Annotated in this window: 16 protein-coding genes; 7 read left to right on the top strand and 9 right to left on the bottom strand. The window is 40.2% G+C overall.

The window, feature by feature from the left end; all coding sequences use genetic code 11:
- The first annotated feature begins 160 nt into the window (after positions 1-160).
- Entirely contained in the window at positions 161-793 is a 633-nt protein-coding gene (locus BP621_RS11540) for an HD domain-containing protein (protein WP_292390047.1), read from the top strand.
- A 159-nt stretch (positions 794-952) separates the two neighbouring features.
- Positions 953-1,672, top strand: coding sequence for a histidine phosphatase family protein (locus BP621_RS11535; protein WP_292390045.1), 720 nt, complete (start codon positions 953-955; stop codon positions 1,670-1,672).
- 179 nt (positions 1,673-1,851) lie between these two features.
- Here the strand turns inward: BP621_RS11535 and BP621_RS11530 are convergent, their stop codons facing one another.
- Both BP621_RS11530 and BP621_RS11525 read right to left on the bottom strand, forming a co-directional pair.
- Complete coding sequence (locus BP621_RS11530) at positions 1,852-2,475, bottom strand: SagB/ThcOx family dehydrogenase (protein WP_292390044.1); 624 nt, start codon at positions 2,473-2,475, stop codon at positions 1,852-1,854.
- Between the two features lie 87 nt (positions 2,476-2,562).
- Positions 2,563-2,859 carry a metal-sulfur cluster assembly factor gene (locus BP621_RS11525; RefSeq protein WP_394339306.1) on the bottom strand — a complete coding sequence of 99 codons (297 nt, stop codon included), beginning with the start codon at positions 2,857-2,859 and terminating at the stop codon, positions 2,563-2,565.
- A gap of 356 nt (positions 2,860-3,215) precedes the next feature.
- Here BP621_RS11525 and BP621_RS11520 point away from each other — a divergent pair, with 356 nt between their 5' ends.
- Positions 3,216-3,446: a ferredoxin gene (locus BP621_RS11520; RefSeq protein ID WP_292390062.1), complete on the top strand. Its 231-nt coding sequence runs from the start codon at positions 3,216-3,218 to the stop codon at positions 3,444-3,446.
- A 209-nt stretch (positions 3,447-3,655) separates the two neighbouring features.
- Here BP621_RS11520 and BP621_RS11515 read toward each other — a convergent pair whose 3' ends face one another.
- Positions 3,656-4,429 carry a winged helix-turn-helix domain-containing protein gene (locus tag BP621_RS11515; protein WP_292390042.1) on the bottom strand — a complete coding sequence of 258 codons (774 nt, stop codon included), beginning with the start codon at positions 4,427-4,429 and terminating at the stop codon, positions 3,656-3,658.
- A 231-nt stretch (positions 4,430-4,660) separates the two neighbouring features.
- On the opposite strand from BP621_RS11515, the gene BP621_RS11510 reads away from it, so the two are divergent.
- Together BP621_RS11510 and BP621_RS11505 are read left to right on the top strand one after the other, a co-directional pair.
- Entirely contained in the window at positions 4,661-4,861 is a 201-nt protein-coding gene (locus BP621_RS11510) for a hypothetical protein (protein ID WP_292390041.1), read from the top strand.
- A gap of 205 nt (positions 4,862-5,066) precedes the next feature.
- Positions 5,067-5,504: a CoA-binding protein gene (locus tag BP621_RS11505; RefSeq protein WP_292390039.1), complete on the top strand. Its 438-nt coding sequence runs from the start codon at positions 5,067-5,069 to the stop codon at positions 5,502-5,504.
- Positions 5,505-5,606: 102 nt separating this feature from the next.
- Here BP621_RS11505 and BP621_RS11500 read toward each other — a convergent pair whose 3' ends face one another.
- The 4 genes from BP621_RS11500 to BP621_RS11485 all read right to left on the bottom strand — a co-directional run bounded on the left by BP621_RS11500 (position 5,607) and on the right by BP621_RS11485 (position 8,439).
- The gene (locus BP621_RS11500) at positions 5,607-5,735 is read right to left on the bottom strand and encodes a hypothetical protein (RefSeq protein WP_292390037.1); all 129 of its coding nucleotides are present in this window, start codon (positions 5,733-5,735) and stop codon (positions 5,607-5,609) included.
- Positions 5,704-6,864, bottom strand: coding sequence for a tetratricopeptide repeat protein (locus BP621_RS11495; RefSeq protein ID WP_292390035.1), 1,161 nt, complete (start codon positions 6,862-6,864; stop codon positions 5,704-5,706). Before BP621_RS11495 ends, BP621_RS11500 begins: the two co-directional genes overlap by 32 nt.
- 734 nt (positions 6,865-7,598) lie before the next feature.
- Positions 7,599-7,844: a hypothetical protein gene (locus tag BP621_RS11490; protein ID WP_292390033.1), complete on the bottom strand. Its 246-nt coding sequence runs from the start codon at positions 7,842-7,844 to the stop codon at positions 7,599-7,601.
- 253 nt (positions 7,845-8,097) lie between these two features.
- Entirely contained in the window at positions 8,098-8,439 is a 342-nt protein-coding gene (locus BP621_RS11485; protein WP_292390059.1) for a hypothetical protein, read from the bottom strand.
- 866 nt (positions 8,440-9,305) lie between these two features.
- Between BP621_RS11485 and BP621_RS11480 the strand changes: the two genes are divergently transcribed.
- Positions 9,306-10,739 carry a hypothetical protein gene (locus BP621_RS11480; protein ID WP_292390031.1) on the top strand — a complete coding sequence of 478 codons (1,434 nt, stop codon included), beginning with the start codon at positions 9,306-9,308 and terminating at the stop codon, positions 10,737-10,739.
- A gap of 445 nt (positions 10,740-11,184) precedes the next feature.
- A complete protein-coding gene (locus BP621_RS11475; protein WP_292390030.1) occupies positions 11,185-11,751 on the top strand; it encodes a flavin reductase family protein in 567 nt (188 codons plus the stop codon).
- 148 nt (positions 11,752-11,899) lie between these two features.
- Here BP621_RS11475 and BP621_RS11470 read toward each other — a convergent pair whose 3' ends face one another.
- Together BP621_RS11470 and BP621_RS11465 are read right to left on the bottom strand one after the other, a co-directional pair.
- Positions 11,900-13,096 carry an aldo/keto reductase gene (locus BP621_RS11470; protein ID WP_292390029.1) on the bottom strand — a complete coding sequence of 399 codons (1,197 nt, stop codon included), beginning with the start codon at positions 13,094-13,096 and terminating at the stop codon, positions 11,900-11,902.
- 633 nt (positions 13,097-13,729) lie between these two features.
- Positions 13,730-14,944 carry an aldo/keto reductase gene (locus BP621_RS11465; RefSeq protein ID WP_292390057.1) on the bottom strand — a complete coding sequence of 405 codons (1,215 nt, stop codon included), beginning with the start codon at positions 14,942-14,944 and terminating at the stop codon, positions 13,730-13,732.
- Positions 14,945-16,086: the final 1,142 nt, after the last annotated feature.

Here is a 16,086-nt window from a genome sequence, read left to right as displayed (position 1 = left end):
AACTGCTTGCCCGCAAGCCTTTTCAAAAAAGGCTTGAGCGAAAACGACGTAGCGGCGTGATCAAGAATACCAATAAAGATAAGACATATAGAAAGGAGGTTTTAATTCGAATTCGGCCAATAAACTTTCAGGAAGTGATCAGCCAGGCGAAGGTTCAAACGTGAGAATATCAAAGGATAATATTCTTGCGGAAGACTTTTGTCCAGAGCCTCTATCTATGGAAGACCTTTACCACATCTATGGAATTGAGCGTAGTCATGCCGACAATGTGGCCAGGAACGCGCTTGAGCTCTTTGATATTCTTAATTCTGTACACGGATTGGACTCCGAAATGCAGAACCTGGTGGAGATAGCTGCTCTTGTTCATGATACCGGAGTGGCAACAGATTTTGAAAACCATCACAAAGCAGGAAGGAACATTTTACTCCTTCACCCGCCTTTAGAGGTGCCTGAAAGGCTCAGGCCTGTTGTTGCCTGGACTGCTTTCCTGCATAAAAAGAGTGCAGGCAAAGAGAAACTTGAGAAACTTAAAGAAAAGGAGTTCGGAAAAATGCCTGAGGACCTTCAAGATCTTACCCTCAAAGTAGCTGCCCTTGTCCGGATTGCCGATGCCCTTGATTACAGCAGGATGGAAAGCAGTCTCGGAAAAGTCACTTTCGGGAAGCGGAGTATCAGGTTCCAGATCGAGGGGCAGGGAGCTGCAATTGATGCGGAAAGAATGGCAAAAAAAGGTGACCTCTGGCATCTTCTCTACAATACTAGGCTTGAGTTCAGGCCTGCACCGAAGAAATAATAAACCATAGTGTTTACTGGATTCTGGATATACTTACTGGATTCTGGATATACTTACTGGATTCTGGATATATTTACTGGATTCTGGATATATTTACTGGATTCTAGCTATACTTACTGGCTTCTGGCTATAGAAACTGATGATATGGAGTATCATTTTATGGGTCATCTTATACTTGTCAGGCATGGAGAACCTGGCTTAAAGCCCGGAGAAAGGCTTGCCGGCTGGGTGGATATTTCTCTCAGCAGGAAAGGGATTGAAGAGGCTCTTCAGTGTGCGGTAGAGCTTGAAAAGTTCGAGCTGGACCTTGCTTTTGCCTCAAACCTTGTGCGAACGCAGGAAACTCTTTTTATAATATTGTCCGGGCAGAAGAAAACAGGAGTTATCGTCCATGAAGGAGCCTGTGATGGAGGATATTCGGAGAAAATGAATTGGTATTCGTCGTATCCTGAAAAGCTTGGTAAAAAACTAATTCCAATTTATTTTACACCTTCTTTAAACGAGCGCTACTACGGGAAGCTCCAGGGCAGGAAAAAGCAGAAGATGGAAGAAAAATACGGGGCAGAAAAACTTGCATCTTGGAGGTGGAACTTTGAGCCAGGCCCACCTGAAGGAGAGAGCCTCAAAGTCGTGTACGAACGTACAGTGCCTTATTTCAAGAAAAAAATTCTGCCTGCCGTAAAGGCAGGGAAAAATGTGCTGGTCTGTGCCCACCAGGGCAGTCTGAGAGCTCTGGTCAAATATATAGAAGGGATTTCCGATGAAGATATCAGGGAAGTCAGGTTTTCTACAGGCGAACTTGCGATATATCGGTATTCTGAAGGCAAGTTAATCCGGGAAAACGCTGAGATGAGCCCTGAAACTAAAAGAAACCTCTGAAGTTTCATAATCTCTTTATTAATCCCTTTCTTGGTTCCTTTCTTTTAAATTCCATCCTCTCTTAAGTTTCTCCTTTTCTTTCGGTTTCTCAATTTAAAATATTAAACTGTTTGAGAGGAGATTGGTACCATAAAAGGCTTTTTTAGAGAAGTATAGAAAATACAGTGCTTTAAAAGGATTCAAATATAACCCAGAGGCAGAATATAGAGAGGATCTTCATTTGCTGGCAGTTTAAGCACTTTTCTTACCTCTTCGTCCTCAAAAGCTCCTACTGTACAGGTTCCTATCCCAAGTTCCACTCCCAGAAGACATACGTTCTGTGCAGTGTGCCCTGCTTCCATATGGGCATAACGAATGCCTCGACTGCCATATTTGCCTGTTATCCTAGGATAAACCGCGGAGATTACAAATGAAACGGAAGCGTTTCTGATCATGGGCTGGAAGAGAGCAGCTTTTGAAAGCTTCTCCCTCACATCGCCTGCGATTTCTCGGACAAGGGCATGGCTTTCAGGAATGTACCTGTAAACCCCAGGTTCAAGTTTGCCATTTTCTCCGGTAACTACATGAATTTCAAGAGGATAAAGCGCACCTGCAGAGGGTGCAGTCCTTAAACCGTCCTCCGAATTTATTCCCTGAGCTGCCCAGAGAAAACGAGAAATAACGGACTCGGAGAGTTTTTTGTCTGTATATCTTCGTACGGACCTCCGCTTTGCAATGAGTTCTTCGATATGGCTTCTATCTGCAGCATCTGGCTCAGGCAGTTTGACTTTCATTGGCAAGTCGGTAAGACCCTGATTTCCCATATTTATTTCCCCCATACTTTTTGTACGACATTTCATTCCTTAATTATTCCTTAGTTATTCTTTAGTTATTCTTTAGTTATTCCTTAATTATTCCGTAATCCGCTTCAGTGCTTCTTCCGAAATCCTGTCAGGAGTCCACGGTGGGTCCCAAACAAGCTCGATCTTTGCTTCTTTTACTCCATCTATCGCCTCGACCCTCCTCTTCACGTTCTCTGTAATAAGCTCTCCCATAGGACAGCCAGGCATGGTTAGAGTCATTTTGATATGTACCCGGTCCCCTTTTACCTTTATCTCATAAACAAGTCCAAGGTCAATAATGTTGATTGGAATTTCTGGGTCGTAGCAGGTCTTTAAAACTTCAATAACTTCTTCTTTCGTAACTATGGTACCCTCCCCTCAAGGTATAGATCTACAGAAATTTATGCTTCCCATTTAATAAAAAGGCGGATAGAATTAAATATATTTCCCAAATATATTTTCCAGAACCTCAACAAAGGCTGTTCTCCGATTTTGAAAATTTATGCCCAGAAGTGAAATTATTCAAAAAAACTAAATAAATAGTTACTAATTCAGATAGTTACTAAACCAGCTCTTTTTTCAATATACATTAAGATGTACAGGACTGCATAGCTTGTCGAGGAATTTAATGCACTGAAAAAGTCATTTTTGAACGTTAAGTTATATATAAAAATCCTCTTAATTACTCTTATTGTAAGATAAACACAATGGGGGAGTGAAGTATAGCCGATAATACCGATAAAGTTGCTGAAAATGTTCCAGGACCTTATTATTGTGACTATAGCTGTATAGCGTGTCATCTGTGCGTGGATACCGCACCAGAGAATTTCAAGATGAATGACGACGATTCTAATGCCTATGTATATAAGCAGCCTGAAAGCGACGAAGAGAGAGAACTTTGCGAAGAAGCATTGGATGCCTGCCCGGTTAATGCAATAGGAAATGATGGCTGAAATCTCGGCTGAAATGGTAGCTGATGTGACAGCTGAAGTAATTTATTGATTTAAGCCAATTTTCCTGGCTTTTTATCAGTTTTATTGATTATTGTTGCCTTTTTACATCATTATTTCCTTTTATATCACTATTTCCTTATCACTACTTCCTTTTTAGATTATTACTTCCTTTTACCGTCTTTTATTACTTTTTCACTGTTTTCACTTATTTATTCTTTCTCAATTTCAGAATAGATTCTTGAAAGCCCCTGAAGAGTGGAATAACCTTTTCTGGTAATAATATAATCTCCCCGCTCATTTCGCTGTAAAACCATGCCTGTTTCAAGCAGTTTCTGGAGGTGGAAAAGCAGGTTTCCGCCGCGCAGACCTGTAAGTTTGGAAAGTTCGGAAAAAGTTTTGCTTTCCCCAGAAAGCGCTTTGAGCATCAAGAGACGCTGTCGGTTTGCTACCGGCTCGCAGACCTCAGTGACCAGCCTTTCAGGTTCGATTTCGCTGATGTCTATTTTTTTATCTTCTTCGTCCTTTTCTTCATAAATCTGGAGCGAGCGCATAAGTCTGACCTGCTTTTCAAAAAGATTTGTAGCTTCCGAAAAGCACCTGCTACAATCGGAGCTTTTTGCTTCCTTTTTTAATTCTTCCAGCCTGTCCCGGTACAGTTTTATGGTTTCAGCTTCTATCCTGCCCTTCCCAATAAGCCCTGCGGTTTCCTGTAAGAGCTCCCGAAAAGCCATTTCACAAAAATCCCGCATCCCGCAGTCCGCTGTCATCCTGGTATGCATTCTATCGTTTGCGTCATCACAAAGGTAGTCTACCATGGGCCTCATGAAGCTCTTTCTCATCTCCCCAATCATCCCTTCAATATGCTGCTGGTTTGCCCGCTGCAAAAACCTTGAGAACTCATTCCGCAGGGATGTGACTTCTTCCTTAATAGAGTGAAGTTCCTCCCGGTAATAAACCTCGGAATTTTCGTTAGCTTTCTCCATTTTTTATTTGCCTCGAAAAATGCTCAAAATTGATTATAAGCAATTAAAATTCTTTTAGTTAAAGCTTTTTGTAATCAGGGCCAACAATTAACGTTGCTAAGAATACTGCTATTGAAGGCACTATTAAAGGTTTAATTAAAAGTTATTTTTCTGTACAATTAAAAACCCGTACATAATTCTGACGCTCAAATATATAAATATATACAACTAACCAGATCCTGGTGATAAATCATGGAACTACATGATATAGACAACTTCGTACAGACCGCAAATAAAGATCAGCTCAAAGCCTTTGACTTCCTGGGGCAGTGGATGATGGAAATAACCCCTAAATACTGCACCTGTGCCTCAAAATGCTCCCAGAACTGTGAACTTGCAAAGGCACTCGGCGGAGCGCTTCAGGCGGCTGGACAGAAGCTTCAGGGACAGTAAGCAGGATAAACAAGTAGAAATAACGAGTGGAAATAAGCAGAATCTTATCCGGATCTGCTGCCCCTTCATTTTTATTTTTTATCTGTTATCTATGCTCGACTTTCCGGAAACTCTTCCTGCACTGCCGGAAACCGTGTTATGGCTTTATATAAGCTTATATAAACCAAAGGACGTATTAATTTAGAATCTAATTGGGGAATTCAAGATGGAATCTACGAAGTCCGAAAGGGAAAATTTCTGGAACGCAAAAACCTATGCATTCGTCACTGATCATACAAAACCCGCAATGAAGTGGGCCATATCCGAACTTAAAAATCGGGGAAAAAATGTTTATGTCATCGACCTTTCCGACAAGCCGGAACCTGGCTCTTTAAGGAAAGTGTCCGAACTTCCGGCCGGCCTTGACCGTGCCGTCCTAGGCGTCACAATAACTGATCCTGGAAATTTTATCCCTGCCCTGAAAGAGAAAGGCATAACTAAAATCTGGCTCCACTGGAGAACAGAAACCGAAAAAGCCGTGGATACCTGCAAAGCAGAAGGTCTCGAATGCATGACCGAACACTGCCCAATGATGTACCTCGGAAGTGGGTTGAGTATACATGGGATACACAGGGCTATTGCGAGGATGACGGGGAAGTATTGAAAACTGGCCAGTTAAATTTTTGACCGAAAAATTCACTTTATAAGTCTCGAAGCCAGTTTCCGTTTTTTATTTTAATGGCTTTCCGAAAAGAGAGCCAGTTTGTTAAATTAATTTATAAATATTTAGAATTAAATCCAGCTTTGACTTTTTATAATCCTCTATTATTGCTGAAAATTTGTATTTCCCTGCTCCCCAGAATTCATCTCCGCCAGCTTCTCTCCATTTTCTCATACAGGCCAATTAAATTATTTCGCGTGATCTTAAAATATGGATGGTCGGGTCCATATTCTTTTTCGATTATGCCAAGGGCTTTTTCGTAGAGGTTGATTGCGGTTTCGTATTCGCCCATGCTTTCGTGGAGGCCTGCGAGGTTGTTCAGGGTTGTGCCGACATCAGGATGAGTTGGGCCGAGGGTTGTTTCGTAGATCTTGAGAGCGCGGGTGTAGAGAGGAAGGGCTTTTTTGTGCTGGCCGAGGATCCTGTAGAGTTCGCCCATGTTATTCAGGGTCTTGGCAACATCAGGGCTGTCAGGGCCAAGGAGACGTTCCCGGATTTCGAGGGCTCTTGTGTAGAGTTCCAGGGCTTTTTCATGGCGGCCTTTCTGGACATAAACGCCTGCGAGGTTATTCAGGGTCGTGGCAAAGCCCGTATGCTCAGTTTTTCCGAATTTTTCCATAATTTCCAGGGACCGGGTATAGAGGATCATGGCTTTCTCATACCTTGTGGTCTGGAAATAGAGCAGGGCAAGATTGTTGAGGGTCTGCGCCACCTGCGGGTGTTCAGCACCGTATACTTTTTCCTGAAGCTTTAATGCCTGTCCGTACCTGTCCTCAGCTTCGTCAAGTTTGCCCATTTCCGAGAGCAAGACACCCATGTTATTCAGGGTTCCGGCTCTATACCCCATAACCACGCGGTTGTCAGGCTCCTGCTCCTGAAGCTTTTCAAGATGTTCGAGAGCCCGCCTGAAGCATTTTTCAGCCGTCTCGGGTTTTTCCAGCCCCTTGTAAAAAAAGGCCATCCTGTTCAGAGTCCTGACAGCACCTAGATTTTTCGGGCTCAGGAATTTTTTCTGGATCTCCAGCGCCCGGGTATAAAAGGAAAGGGCTTCTTCGCGTCGGTCTATTAGAGTATAAAGAATGCCAAGATCACTGAGTGTATCCCCGGTCTCAGGTCTAGGCTGGCTTGGAAGATTTTCGCGGATTCTTAAGGCCCTTGAAAAAAGCCTGAGAGCTTCTTCGTAATTCCCCATATAGCGATAGATTCCTGCAAGCCCGTTCAGCACAGATGCGGTTTCCGGACTTTCGGGCCCAGGCTTGTTTTCCACAATACCAAGCAGTTCTTCATACAGAGGGAAGAGCACTTTCCAAGATACAGATCTATAAAAGGGCTCGGCTTTGGCTGTGAACCAGCTTACCAGCTCCTCTGGCTCAAAAGTCTCCTTTGCATGTATAAAAGCTTCCTTTAAGGCGATCTCATCTTCAGGGGTGATAAGCTCCGGATCCAGATCTTTCAGCCGCTGCTCGTATCTTTCAAGTAGAGCTCTGTGATTTTTCGTTTTTATTTCTACTTCTTTTCCTATTTCCTTTTTTACTTCTTTTTCTGTATTTTTATCTTTAGCTTCAATAGAGGTACTTTCAGCAGAAATCTCTTCTTTTCCTGAGTCTTTCTTTAAATCGGTTATAATTCACCCCTCCTGAACGAAAAACAGTATAATAAACATCTTTATCTGGAAATCTAATTATGTTAACTCTAAATATTCAAGAATGCTTCTATATTAAATAAGCTTGTCCAATCATATATTTCTCAGAGTTGTCAGAATTCCTATGCATTAAAACTTGTAACAGCTAATGAACAATAATAAACAAATCTCTTGACAGGGTAAGCTGGTCTGCTTGGAATCCTATTAACTATGTGAATCAATTGATCACGCATCCAAAAAAAATCTATTAAATAATTAGTGAAAAGAAAATACAAAAAATAAAACAAGGTGGGAAGAGATTAAAAACTGGATTATTCCGGAAAGCAGGAGTTCTCAGAGTCATTCCCACAATATTTCGATTTTTATCTTATAATCCTGTAAGTATATTCATAATCTCAACCTGACTTTCCGTCTTCATCTCCATCCAGAGCAATATCGAGCTTATCTATTATGAATCCAGATCCGGTTTCGCTTCTAAGTAAAATGATTGTTATTCCGGCGCCTGATTCGTCCATAGGATATTCGTCATAAGGACGAAACATCAGCATTCTGGACCCTGTGTCCAATAATACATCCACAGGCTCTTTTGATGCAGAACTTCTAACTATTACGGTTTCTTTCGTAATGATTGCATTGTTCATAGGCGTATCGAATTCGATCCAAATAGGGGAGTCATGCCTGAAAGCAAAGGTTTGCCTTCAGGATATATGGATTTTACCTTCGGAGGAGCCTGTCTGTGCTTGAAAGGAGTGAAAAACGATTTTAAAGCTTCTGGAAGAAACCTGTTGCAGCACATACGTTTTTAACGGCATGTATAATGGCAGCTCCTGCAAGTACACCCAGCAGGAGTCTACACCATATACTCATTTTGTGCAGATTTACCTTCTTCGAGGCTCATTCCACGTCGATTTTATGTCCTCTCTTTTTAGCAGCACGCCTTTTTACAGCGTATATGAGTGTTGCGCCTGCAAGACCACCCAGAATTATTTTACCGATTCTCATTGAAGGCCTCCCCTTGCCTGTTTCAACTTCTTCTTCGCTAAGCATCATTTCTTCCGGCTCTAATTCGGCTTCTACTTCCTTTTCAAGTCTCCCTGACCTGAGTTTATTCAGGAGATATGCGCCAAGGGCCAGCTTAGCATATTTACGCAATATTCCCTTTCTCCCTGGAGATCTGCCTGACTTCATTTTCTTCATGATATATGCACTAAGCAATAGCTTACCGTATTTATTCATATTTTTCAATCTTGCACCCCACAATTTCTCCCTTATCGGAGAGTCCCATTGATAAGTCCCTTATTGTAATTCTTCTCCGGAAAGGGGAGTAGTGAATCATAATACTCCTGTATCTATCTTATAGCTCGCATATTATATAACGGCAACTATACAAAATATCCAATAATTTCCAACTGAACGCCAATTAGCTGGGCTGTTAAGTGCCCGACGAAAAAAACAGGAAATAATTGAAAATGGTGCAGCAACCCTTCATTGAAAAACTGTCTTTAATACTCTGCAGAGAAAAAAAATCTTTAGAAGGAGTAAAGAAAACAAACTTTATAGGAATTTAATTACAGATGAGCTCTATGTATATAAGTACAGATAAGTTCCGTGTATAATAATAGATGAAATCATTATGAAAAGTAGAGTAAGGATATAAGTGTTTAAAAATGGCATATAGTTGCAGATTTTAAGAAAATAATTTAAATTTTTACAGAATTAATTGGGTTTAATTTACGTGGAGAATATCTTTGAGACAGTCAAGTTTGTTTCAAATACTTTGCCAGAATCTAGAGTGTTCATTGATACGTCTTTTACGAAAATTGGCACATGCTGACAGAGACGCTGGTATTACCCCAAAATAAGGGATTAGCATTATGTTGACTAAAATTCTCTTTTATACACCTATTTTCCAATCATTAACATATGTAAAATTTCATTATAACTCAATCTGAGTATAGTCGTGCTAATTCCCTCATTTTGGCGGGATATGCAAAAATACCTATATTGTGAGAGAGGCAGGGATTAAGGATCTGCGATCTGAATAATGATTAGAAATAGTTGTAATCCTGTATATATATAGTCTAAAATACAAATTAATAGTTATGGAAAGAGCTGGGAGAGCCTGTAAATTTTTAGGAATAATATTCATTTTTAGTCTGCTGGCTCAGGGGATTTGTGCAGCAGAAACAAATACGAATTTAAATGATACAGTTAATGGAACAGCAAATGGTACAATAAACAAAATACATCCATTTCAATGGGTTTTGATACTACCTATTTTAGTCGGTTACCTTCTTTTTTTGTGTTGGATGTGCCGGTTTTTCGAAAGAATGAACTTCTGTTTTGTAGTTTTTATACTTTTAGCATTACTATTATGGCTTTTACAATTGAATTTGATCTCAACCATAATCCGGTATTTCTTTGTTATTGTGTTATTTTTTATCTTAGGTGTTATCATTTATTATGAGGTATTCTCTAAGGGGAAAAAAGAGAATGAAAACAACCCAATAATGAATCTTCACGATATAGTAAGGAATTTCATTGTTATTTCTGCAATTTTAATATGGCCCATGATGCTTTTTTATTTTTATCAGCATGACATCGAGAGTATTACATTTTATGGAATAGAGGAATTGGAGTTTCCAATCTACATAATATTTGCATCAACTGCTGGAGTTATTTCTTATCTCCTATTAAGTATTGAAGAAACTTATAGACAGCTCATTCCTGAGTATAAAAAGATGAACATTGCCTGGTCATATGTTAGGAGAATTCTAATTGCACCCTTTATAGCGTTAATAGGCATTTATACACTCCCTTTTCAAAATCCAACAGGTATTGACCCGAAAAATGAAATTTTTATATTCATTTTTTCCTTTTTTGCGGGTTTCTTTACAAAATCAGTAGAAAAATGGGTTTATTTAGGGGTTCAAGCACTTCTTCCCAAGTACGACAAAGATGAGTTAAAATTCAGGACTGAATATGATGTTGAAGAATCAGACTTTGTTAAGATACTCGGATTAGATGAAGATCTGGCATGTATGCTGTACAGTGCAAAGATAAGGACAATAGAAGAACTTGCAAGATACGATGCTGAGGGAATTAGTAAGAAAGTAAACCTTGATACTCGAAACCTGGTAGAAGGAACGGGCAGTTTGCTTAAAAAACAGGAAGGAAGAGTTGGCAACTACTCAATAAATCAAATTAACTTTTATATACACAAAGCAAGATACTATATGGAGATGGATGAATCGGAATTTGTCACAAAACTCAAAATGAACAAAGATCTGGCATTCAAACTTCATTATTTTGCAAATATAAAAACCATTGATGATCTGATAAAATGCGATCCAAAAAAGGCCTTTGAGAAAATCTGCGACTGCAAAAAAAAGGCAGAAACATTAGCAAGGCAGAATAATATTGAGATTAAAGATGCTTACAAAAAGTTATGTGGGTGTTCTGAAGAGGAGATTGAAGAGTTTAAGAAAATAGCAGGAGAAGAGTTTAAGAAAACAGCAGAAGAATGGAGGTTTTGACAAAACTGGTAATAATGCTTTAAAAACAAAAAATCGTTCTCAGTAAAATATGAAAATTCATCAGAATGTCTTTGATTTTTTTTCAGGCATGGTATAACTTTACAAAAACTCACGATCCTCTGAAATTAAAAATTGACTCTCAAAATAGAAAATGATTCCAAAGAACTCCAGAGATGGCGGAAAAAATAACTGATCATATATAGAGTTTAAAGGAATTGTTAACGTTCAGAGTTCCGGTCCAGTAACTTAGGGACACAACCTGATTATTATCCCCTAAAGACATATATTATTTTTAAGATGATTATATTAAGGGGATTTACACTTTTAGTTATATACTCTACTATAATACTTTCTTAATTTAACCAAAAAGAGCACAATTTATAGAATCCTTGCCTACTGATAATACAAAACATACTTATATATTCTCAAAAAGAAAAATAAAAGCATGAAACAATCAATAGGAGCAAAGCCACTTGCATTTCCGACTCCAGCCTGGGTTGTCGGCACCTATGACATGAATGGAAAGCCCAATGCCATGACTGCAGCCTGGGGAGGAATCTGCTGTTCGAACCCTCCATGCATCAGTGTATCCTTAAGAAAAGCGACTTACACTTATGCTGGTATCATGGAAAACAGAGCATTTACGATCAGTATTCCGTCGGAAGCTTATGTAAAACAGGCCGATCACTTCGGTATCACAAGTGGGAGGGATGAAGATAAGTTTGAGGCAACCTGCCTGACGCCGGTAAGAAGTGAGCTTGTGCCTGCCCCTTATGTAGGTGAATTTCCGGTTGTCCTCGAATGCAAACTTCTGCACACTCTTGAGATAGGGCTTCACACCCTGTTTGTAGGAGAAATCCTGGACATCAAAGCCGATGAATCCGTGCTCGATGAAAACGGAAACCCTAATATTGAGAAAATCAGACCTGTTATATATAACCCGGGAAGTAGAGACTATTATGGCGTTGGGTGTAGTCTTGGAAAAGCTTTTTCGATAGGAAAGGAATGTTGAATGAAAAATAGATTAAAGGAATTAGGGCAGTTGTTTATCTAGGGCAGTTGTTTCAATGTTGGTGCAATAACAGACTAAAAAGATAAGTGCCTTGTGATTTGACCTTTATTTCTTACAAAACTCCTTTATTGCTTCCCAAAACACCTTTTTATTCCTTCCCAAATGTCTTTTTTGCCACGATTTTCCATCCTCTGATATCTTTTCCCTCAAACTTTTCCTTCACTGCTTCGAGCAGTGAAGGAATATCTAGGTGCTGTGGACATTTTTCAACGCATTGTCCGCACTGGACGCACTGGGAAGCATACCCTGGCACATCACCTCTTATTATTCCACCTGGTTTTGACACATACATAAGTTTTGCTTCACTTTCATTACCTGACAGGTATAAATTATCATAAATCTCAAAACAGCCTGGAATATCCACGCCTGAAGGGCAGGGTAAACAATATCTGCAGCCTGTGCAGCCGGTTTTCATAAGTTTCCTGTATTTCTGTTCTACTTTTTTTACAAGCTGCAGTTCGGCTTCGGTCAGAGAGTTAGGATAAGCTTCAGATGCGATTCTCAGGTTTTCTTCGATGTGGGTCTCCTCATTCATGCCTGAAAGCACAACTGTGACCTCGGGTCGGTTCCAGACCCAGCGAAGGGCCCATTCTGCAGGTGTACGCTTCACAGGCGCTTTATTCCAGATTTCCTGCACTTCAGGGGGCACGGGATTTGTCAGCTTGCCTCCGCGCAAGGGTTCCATAATAATGACTCCCAGGCCTTTTGAAGCGGCATACTCAAGCCCTTCTGTTCCTGCCTGGTTTTTTTCGTCTAGAAAGTTATACTGTATCTGGCAGAAGGTCCAGGGATATGCATCCACAATCTGTTTGAAATCGTCAACCGACCCGTGGAAAGAAAAGCCAGCGTTGATAATTCGTCCGTCAGCCTTTGCCCTGTCAAGAAAGCCCAGAATATCAATCGTTTCCATTTTGTCCCATAAAAGCCTCACAAGTCCGTGCACAAGATAATAATCAATATGGTCAGTATTCAGCCTTTCAAGCTGGGCATTCAGGATCCTGTCCATGTCCTCTCTGTTTTTTATTGTCCAGGATGGAAGTTTTGTAGCAAGCATGACCTTTTTGCGGTATCCGCCGGCAAGGGCCCGCCCAAGGAAAGGCTCGCTTTCTCCCATGTGATACGGCCAGGCCGTGTCGATATAGTTTACTCCGTGGCCGATCGCATAACGCACCTGGCGGGTGGCTCTTTCCTCATCGATCTTTCCATCCCTGACAGCAAGGCGCATGCACCCGAACCCAAGTATAGAAAGTTCGTCTCCGTTCTGTGGCATTTTTCGGTAAAGCATTTCCATTACCTTTCTATTTTAAATTGTTCCCTTGATTTTTTATAGTTTTCCACCCCGAGTCCCGTCTCGGGAGGACGGAGCCCTTTTCGCTTCGCTCAAGAGGGCTGAATTATAAAGAAGATATTTAGCTGAGCCAACAGGGATAATTTTGGAGTAAAAAAGGCTGCATTTTCAACTTGCTCATGAAGACTGATTTACCCGAATTTCTTATCGAGTCACTATGCAAACCTTTTTTGAAACGGCTTGATTGAAAATCTTTTCAAAAAAGGTTTTATCGAAAACCCTAGCAGCGGCGTGATCAACCGGCGCAACGGTTGCGGGTCAACGGTTGCGTTCAAGAAGGCTAAATTATAATGAAGATAATGAGTTGAGCCAAGAAGATTGATTTAGGGATAAGTAAAACCACTACTTACTCACACTCAAAGGGTGAATTTATAAGACTTCATTCAATAGGGGAAAATCTCGACACAAGAAATATGGAAACTGTTTTTTTCGTGTTTTTGTCATTAACTCTTTAGTAGGCCTTTTTCCCGCCTGAACTAGCTACGGGATCATAGAAAATCGAGGTTTCTTGGGAGTTATGGTGTAATCGCGACGTTGTAGCGGGAATACATTTGGGAGGATTTTCAGGCCTCAAATAACTTTTAACTTCTGATCCTTCCTGAATTTTTCTCTTGCAGCGTCTTTCCAGATTTCCAGGTCAGGGCCTTCAAATTTTTCTTTAATAATCTTAAGTAAAGCAGGTATATCCAGGTGCTGCGGGCATTTTTCAACGCACTGCCCGCACTGGATGCACTGGGAAGCGTAGCCAAGGACACCCCCTCTTATTATTCCGCCTGGTTTTGCTGCATACATGAGCTTGCCTTCTTCTTCATCGCCCGAAAGGTACACGTTGTCGTAGATTTCAAAACAGCCAGGAATATCCACGCCTGAAGGGCAGGTTAGACAGTACCTGCAGCCTGTACATCCTGTATTCATAAGCTTGCGGTATTTCTGCTCAACTCTGTCAACAAGCTGGAGTTCGGCTTCGGTCAGGGAGTTAGGATAGGCTTCAGCTGCAATTTTCAGGTTCTCTTCTATATGGGACTCCTCATTCATGCCTGAAAGCACAACCGTGACTTCAGAGTGGTTCCATACCCAGCGAAGAGCCCATTCTGCAGGCGTACGTTTTACAGGGGCTTCATTCCATATATCTTTTATTTCGGGAGGTATCAGCCTAGTAAGTTTGCCCCCGCGCAGAGGTTCCATAATAATAATGCCCAGGCCTTTTGAAGCTGCGTACTTGAGCCCTTCAATACCGGCCTGGTTCTTGCTATCCAGAAAGTTATACTGTATCTGGCAGAAAGTCCAGGGATATGCATCCAGAATTTGCTTAAAATCCTCAATAGACGCATGGAAAGAAAAGCCGGCATTGACAATTCGGCCGTCAGCCTTTGCTCTGTCAAGGAAATCGGTTACGCCGAGGCTTTCCAGCCTGCTCCACAAAGTCCCGATAAGTGAGTGCACAAGATAATAATCGATATGATCTGTCCTGAGTCTCTCAAGCTGGGCGTTCAGGATTCTGTCCATATCTTCCCTGCTTTTTATTATCCACGAGGGAAGTTTTGTAGCAAGTTTAATCTTTTCCCGATATCCATCTGCAAGAATCGACCCAAGAAATAGTTCATTTTCTCCCAGATGGTATGTCCAGGCCGTATCTATATAATTGACTCCATGGTCAATCGCATAGAGAATCTGGTGCTTTCCCTTATCTCTGTCAAGCTTGCCATCTTTTACGGGGAGGTGCATGCATCCGAAACCAAGTATTGAAAGCTCATCCCCGTTCTTTGGAATCCTTCTGTAAAGTATCCACTTCCCCCCTTACTCCCTATTTCTTTCATTTTACTTTCTGCCTTTAAAATGACGTTATTAACGTAATTATACGTTATTATAACATTATTAAAGAAATAAAGTATTGTAACTTTGTAAAAACGGAAATTGTTCATCCAAAAACTCTATTAGATTCAGGTAAAATATCTAAATTCAGGTAAAAATATCTAAATTCAGGTAAAAAAATATCCGGATTCTATATAAAAATCAAATTTTTATTCGAAAAGATATGCTATTTTCGGATAACATTCACCTGTTTTTCCGGAGATTCCCTGACTTATATGTTTGATATCCGAATATCATACATTAATGTAATACTAGAAATATACTAGAGAGAAAAATAGTACAACACTTAATTATATAATTATTTTTTTGAAACTTCTTACTCCTTGTATTATTTTACTCTGGAAAATCAAGGAAGAGTGTTAATATCTCTCTTTAAATCTGTGACTATTTAATCGCTCACTATTTTCTAAACTTTCTAAAGAATATATGAAAACTAAGAATAATGAAAAGAATTGTGTATATTTCAGGAATTCCCAATTCAGTGAAACTTTTAACTATTAATGTTGGGAACATGCTTTTAAAAACGCTTTAATATATTATGAACTTTTTTTGCGCAGGACTCATCTCTGGGAATTCTAAAACAGTATCCTCCATTATGCAGTATTTTTTGAAAATCAATATTTTTCCTGATCGCATTATTGGTACATATACAGGTAACTTAGATTTTAGTGGCATTTAATTAAAATTGAACGATATTTTTTTGGTCTTTAAATATGCCGCATAGTTGCTTTTACCTTCTATATAAAAATCCGATAAATCCATGCTAAATTAAAAATCGATAGTAGGAATAATTATAAAATGCGAGATTTTATTGTGGAAAGTAGATCAGGCAACATCCAACGCTTTAAATGGCTTTTGAAGCAAGTATTACTGGTCACGCAGCTCATTAAATTCAAATTGCTGGTTATAGATCGAAAATATTGATAATTTTCTTGAGCTTTGAGCCGTCCTGCACGTGGAATTTTACGAGAAATTCGCGTTGCAGCATTGCATTTCGTGAGATAACCAGCCAGTTGCACGGACTTTGAGCTCTGCTGCGACCTGAGGCAAGCTTC

The sequence above is a fragment of the Methanosarcina sp. UBA5 genome, assembly GCF_002505485.1.
Classification (GTDB): Archaea; Halobacteriota; Methanosarcinia; order Methanosarcinales; family Methanosarcinaceae; genus Methanosarcina.
This window is presented reverse-complemented; position numbering and strand designations above follow the sequence as displayed.